The 5,191-nt window shown below is 74.5% G+C and carries 6 protein-coding genes; 3 read left to right on the top strand and 3 right to left on the bottom strand.

All coding sequences use genetic code 11. The features are described from left to right. Together AB0J52_RS26640 and AB0J52_RS26635 are read right to left on the bottom strand one after the other, a co-directional pair. A partial coding sequence (locus AB0J52_RS26640) for a cold-shock protein (protein WP_500185042.1) occupies positions 1 to 439 on the bottom strand: 439 nt, incomplete at its 3' end. 109 nt (positions 440 to 548) lie between these two features. After that, positions 549 to 1,238 (bottom strand): HAD family hydrolase, encoded by a 690-nt coding sequence (locus AB0J52_RS26635; RefSeq protein WP_500185041.1) that lies wholly within the window; start codon positions 1,236 to 1,238, stop codon positions 549 to 551. 316 nt (positions 1,239 to 1,554) lie between these two features. On the opposite strand from AB0J52_RS26635, the gene AB0J52_RS26630 reads away from it, so the two are divergent. After that, entirely contained in the window at positions 1,555 to 1,935 is a 381-nt protein-coding gene (locus AB0J52_RS26630) for a hypothetical protein (protein ID WP_500185040.1), read from the top strand. Positions 1,936 to 1,992: 57 nt separating this feature from the next. On the opposite strand, the gene AB0J52_RS26625 is transcribed toward AB0J52_RS26630, so the two are convergent. Beyond that, positions 1,993 to 2,529, bottom strand: a complete 537-nt coding sequence (locus AB0J52_RS26625; protein ID WP_500185038.1) for a GNAT family N-acetyltransferase — start codon at positions 2,527 to 2,529, stop codon at positions 1,993 to 1,995. A gap of 177 nt (positions 2,530 to 2,706) precedes the next feature. Here AB0J52_RS26625 and AB0J52_RS26620 point away from each other — a divergent pair, with 177 nt between their 5' ends. Both AB0J52_RS26620 and AB0J52_RS26615 read left to right on the top strand, forming a co-directional pair. Then, on the top strand, positions 2,707 to 3,327 hold the full coding sequence (locus AB0J52_RS26620) for a TetR/AcrR family transcriptional regulator (RefSeq protein ID WP_500185037.1): 621 nt from the start codon (positions 2,707 to 2,709) through the stop codon (positions 3,325 to 3,327). 13 nt (positions 3,328 to 3,340) lie between these two features. Then, the coding region (locus AB0J52_RS26615) for a helicase-associated domain-containing protein (protein ID WP_500185036.1) at positions 3,341 to 5,191 on the top strand (1,851 nt) is incomplete at its 3' end.

The following is a 5,191-nucleotide window of genomic DNA, read 5'->3' as shown; positions in this document are numbered from 1 at the left end:
CTCGGCCCGCTCGAACCCGGCGTACCCGGTCTCGCCGAGCGGCAGCTGGGGCGTGCCGGTCGGCCACCGCGCGCAGCACGGTGGCGATCTTCTTCGCCTCCGCCGGGGCCGGGTGCTTGCCCCGCCGGTAGGTGAGGGAGATGCCGTCCAGGAGCTTGATGAGGTCCTCGGTGATCATGACCATCTCGTCCGGCTTCTTGCGCTTCTGCCGGGCGATCGCCTTCTCCACCGAGGGCAGGGTCTCCAGCGCGCGCAACTGGTGGGCCTGCTGGCCGCGCCGGCCCTCGACGACGCCGAACTCGACGCGCTGGCCGGGCTTCAGCGCCGTCACACCGGCCGGGAGCGCCGAGGAGTGCACGAAGACCTCCCCGCCGTCGTCGCGGGTGAGGAAGCCGAATCCCTTGTCGGCGTCGTACCACTTGACCTTGCCAGTGGGCACGGGAACCTCGTCTAGCTCGCTTCGGGTTGGCCCTCAAGATTAATGCCTCGCCGAGTGCCGGAGAACACGTGCCGGATCTCCGAAACCCTTGCGTGGCAGCGGAACGAAGCTACCGGTGAACGTCCGGGACGGCATCCGAATATCCGTCCGGACGCCCTTCCGGATGACCGTTAGCGTTTCGTCCGCCGTAACGGCCGGTCAGCCAATCCGGGAATGGGCGCAGGTCGGGCAGGACGACGTCCGCGCCGTAGTCGGTGAGGGCGGGGGCGTCGAACGAGCCGGTCGCGACGCCGATGGAGGTGATCCGCGCGGCGCGGGCCGCGTCCACGTCGCCGATGTGGTCGCCCACGTACACGCTCACCCGGTGCTCGCGCAGCGCGACGCCCTTGTCCGGGCCGAACAGGCCGCCGACCGCGACGTCCACCGGAAGGTCCAGGTGCCGGACGGTCCGCTCGGTGTCGGCCTGGTTCTTGCCGGACACCACGACGACCCGTCCGCCGAGCGCCCGCACCGCCTCGACGGACTCGCGCGCCCCCGCCATCAGGACGGTCGCGGGGATCGCGATCCCCGCGTAGATCGCGCGGTACCGGGCCGCCATCTCCGGCACCCGCTCCGGCGGGAACCAGTAGGCGATCTCCTCCTCCAGCGGCGGCCCGATCCGCCGGACGACGGCGGCGGTGTCGATCGGCACGCCGGTCTCCGCGGAGAGCTCGCGGTACACGGCGGCGATGCCCGCGCGGGTGTCGGCGAGGGTCAGGTCGAGGTCGAATCCGATGGCGAAGGGGTCTTGGTACGGCACGCGTCACAGGGTAAAGGGGAAGTATGACGGCTTCGCCGGTGGCGGCCGTGGACCGCCCGCCCTTCGGGTCCGCCCGCGTGGACACGTCCACGGGTGGGGAGGAGTCCCTGAACGCGCGTACCCGCGCTCTCCCGGTAGTGGCGATGCGACGGGATCCGAGTAGGAGAGCGCGGGAGCTGTGTACGCGGCCGGTTCGGTACCGGTGCGGTGTTGTGGTGGTGCCTGCTGGATTTATCCCCGCCGCCCACCCGGCCAACCGCGCTACCAGGGAAAACGCCGGTCTCGAAAGTTCCATGCGCGGCCCAAGGAGGGTGCCATGACGCAAGAGCGAGACTCCGCATCCCGCACCGACCCCGGCGGGACGCAACGCACCCGGAGGATCGGGCCGCCCGGCGGCGGCGCGGCCGCGGCCCGGCAGCGCGCGGTCTCCTGGACCGTGACGATCATCTCGATCGTGACGACCGTCGTGGTGCTGATCCTGGCCGTCCACATCGTCTTCGTCGCGTTCGACGCCAACACCGGCAACTCCCTGGTGCACCGGATCAGCGGCTGGGCGGACGACCTGGCCTGGCAGTTCAAGGACGTCTTCCAGCCGAAGAACCGCAAGGTCGAAGTGGCCGTGAACTACGGTCTCGCCGCCGTGGTCTACCTGGTGGTCGGACGGATCCTGATCGCGCTCGTCCGCCGCGTCCGCTGACCGTCCCGGGCCCCCTGACCGTCCCGGACCGCTAGCCGACCCCCGACCGTCTGGGCGTCAGAAGGCTTCGAGCGGGGACGAGGCGACCAGTTCGGCCGGGCCGCCGTCCGGATCGAGGATCCGGACGGTCTCGAACGGCCAGGACGCGTCCACCCACTGCCGGACGAAGTCGGCCAGCTCCTTGTCCAGCCCGGGATGGTCGCCGCCCGACCGGACCCAGAACAGCAGCACGGCCTCGGCGCCGTCCGCCGCGTCCGGCTCGGCGGGCAGCACGTGGATGCGGCCGAGCTGGCGCTCCTCGTCCGGGGTGGTCACCACGTAGGCGAACTGGCGGCGCAGTTGCCCCTCCTTCTGCAGCCACGCCACGTCCACCAGGGCCTGCTCGGCGGTGAGGTCCGGATGCGGCCAGCCCCAGTCGGCGTGGAACCGCTCACGCAGGGCCGGCAGGCTGTCCATCACCGCGAAGTAGTCGCGCATCGCGTCGTGGACGGTGATCGGGCGGATGTGGAACCCCTGCCCGGCGACCAGGGTGGGGACCACGAAGTCCTCGGGCAGGAAGGCCGCCCGGCCTGCGGTCCGCGGCGACAGCGCCATCGACGGCCCTTCTCCCTCCGGCCCCTTTCGGCGACGGGGGCGCGAAGCCAACGACTCTAGTCGCCGGCGACGCGGCCGGGCCGGGAGATCGGGGTTTCGGCCACGCGCGCGGCGGGGTGAAGGCACGCCCGGTCCGGGAAGATGCCTTAGCCTTTCAGGCGGAGGGGACACACTGAGATGACGACTTCTACGCGCGAGCGGATCGTGGCCGAGTCGCTGCGGCTGTTCGCGGACCGGGGCTACGCCGCCACGTCCGTCGCCGAGATCGAGGCGGCGGCGGGCCTGTCGCCCGGCGCGGGCGGGCTGTACCGGCACTTCCGGTCCAAGGAGGAGGTGCTCTCGGCCGCGATCCGCGAGCACATCGAGCGCACCCGGCAGCAGGTCAGCGACGTCCTGGACCAGGCCGTCCAGTACGAGGGGCGGCCGCTGGAGGTCCGGCTGCGGATGACCTGCCAGGCCGGGCTGGCCAAGATGCGCGAGGAGCAGGACCTCATCCGCGTGCTCTTCCGCGACCTGGACCAGTTCCCCAACCTGGTCGCGGAGATGCGCGAGGGCATCGTCAACCCGCTCTACGACGGCATCGCCACCTGGCTCTCCCAGCAGCCCGAGTTCGCGGACGCCGACGAGGACTGGGCCGCGATCGCCTCCATCCTCGGCGGCGCGGTGGTGAACTACTGGCTCGCCAACGAGTCGATGTACGAGCCGCCGACCCGCATCGACGAGAAGCGGTTCGTCGCGGGCTGGGCCCGGCTCGGCCTCGGCCTGGTGCACCTGGACCGCACGCCCGCCTCCTCCTGACCCCGCGCCGGTCATGGTGGACAGCTTCGCGGACTGGCTGCGCGGACGCGACGACGACGAGCTGCGGGCCCTGCTCGCGGCGCGTCCGGAGCTGGTCGCGCCCGTCCCCGCCGACCTGACCGCGCTCGCCGCGCGCGCCGCGACGCCCGCGGCGGTGTCCCGCGCCCTGGACCGGCTCGACGCGTTCGCGCTGGCCGTGCTCGCGGGCGTGCTCGTCCTGCCGGACCCGGTCCGCGTCGCCGACCTCGCGGCCGCCTTGCCCGCGCCGCGCCGCGCGGTGTCGGCGGCGCTCGCCGCCCTCCGCCGCGACGCCCTGGTCTGGGGTGCCCGAACGTCCCGGCCCGCGCCCGGCGTCCGGCAGGCCCTGCCGCATCCGGCGGGCCTCGGGCCGCCCGCCGCCGAGGTGTTCGCCTCCTACCCCCCGGACCGGCTCACCGCCCTGGTCACCGACCTCGACGGCGCGGCCCCGCGCGGCTTCACGGACTCGGGCCGGCTGATCGCGCGGATCGCCGAGCACCTCGCCGACCCGTCCGGCCTGATCGCGGACGCCGGCGACGAGGCCCGCGCCGCCCTGGACCGGCTCGCCTGGGGCCCGCCCGTCGGCCGCGTCGCGGGCGCCCGCCGCCCGGTCCGCGTCGAGACCGCCGAGACCCCCATCGAGCGGCTCCTCGCGCGCGGCCTGCTCGCCGCCGAGGACGACCGCACCGTGACCGTCCCCCGCGAGGTCGCCCTCCACCTGCGTGGCGGCCGGCTGTTCCGCGACCTCGCCGCCGAGCCGCCCCCGCTCGCCGGCACGGCCCGCCCCCGGGACGAGGACACCGTCGTGCGCGGCGCGGCGGGCGAGGCGTTCACGGTGGTCCGCGAGATCGAGGAGCTGCTGGAGCGCTGGGGCCTCGAACCGCCGCCGGTGCTGCGCAGCGGCGGCCTCGCCGTCCGCGACCTGCGCGCCGCCGCCGCCCTGCTGGACGTCCCGGAGTGGCGGGCCGCGCTGCTCGCGGAGATCGCCCAGGCGGGCGGCCTGCTCACCCGGTCCGGCGACCTGGACGGCGAGTGGCTGCCGACACCCGCCTACGACCTGTGGCTGCGCCGCGACACCGCCGGACGCTGGACCGAGCTCGCGCACGGCTGGCTGCGCACCGACCGGGTGCCCGGCCTGGTCGGCGAGCGGGACGACCGCGACCGGCTGGTCAACGCGCTGAGCGAGTCGGCCCGGCACGGCGCCGCCCCGGCGACCCGGCACGCCGTCCTGTCGGTCCTCGCGGACGCGCCCGCCGGGACGCCGGTCACCGCGACCGCCGTCCGCGAGCGGCTCGACTGGCTCCAGCCCCGGCGCGGCGGCCCGATGCGCGACCGGCTCGCCGACTGGACGCTGCGCGAGGCCGCCGTCCTCGGCCTCACCGGCTACGGCGTCCTCGCCCCGTTCGCCCGCGACCTGCTGGACGGCGCCGACCCCGAGCCCGCCCTCGCCAAGCACCTGCCCGAGCCCGGCGACAAGGTCCTCATCCAGGCCGACCTCACCGCCGTCGCGCCCGGTCCGCTGGTCACCGACCTCGCCCGCGAGCTGGCCCTCACCGCCGACGTCGAGTCCACCGGCGGCGCGACCGTCTACCGGTTCACCGCCGAGTCGGTCCGGCGCGCCCTGGACGCCGGACGCACCGCCGCCGACCTGCTCGACCTGCTGACCAAGCACTCGGCGACGCCCGTCCCGCAGCCGCTCGCCTACCTCGTCGAGGACGTCGCGCGGCGGCACGGCCGGATCCGCGTCGGCTCGCTGGTCTCCTACGTCCGCGCGGACAACCCGGCGACGCTGGACGAGATCCTCGCCGACCGCCGCGCCGACGCGCTGCGGCTGCACCGGCTCGCC

The organism is Spirillospora sp. NPDC049652 (assembly GCF_040675125.1).
GTDB lineage: Bacteria > Actinomycetota > Actinomycetes > Streptosporangiales > Streptosporangiaceae > Spirillospora.
This window is presented reverse-complemented; position numbering and strand designations above follow the sequence as displayed.

Coding starts and splice junctions, on each gene's coding strand:
- AB0J52_RS26630 (WP_500185040.1), top strand. CDS start 1,555: ATGACGCAAGAGCGAGACTCCGCATCCCGCACCGACCCCGGCGGGACG.
- AB0J52_RS26625 (WP_500185038.1), bottom strand. CDS start 2,529: ATGGCGCTGTCGCCGCGGACCGCAGGCCGGGCGGCCTTCCTGCCCGAG.
- AB0J52_RS26620 (WP_500185037.1), top strand. CDS start 2,707: ATGACGACTTCTACGCGCGAGCGGATCGTGGCCGAGTCGCTGCGGCTG.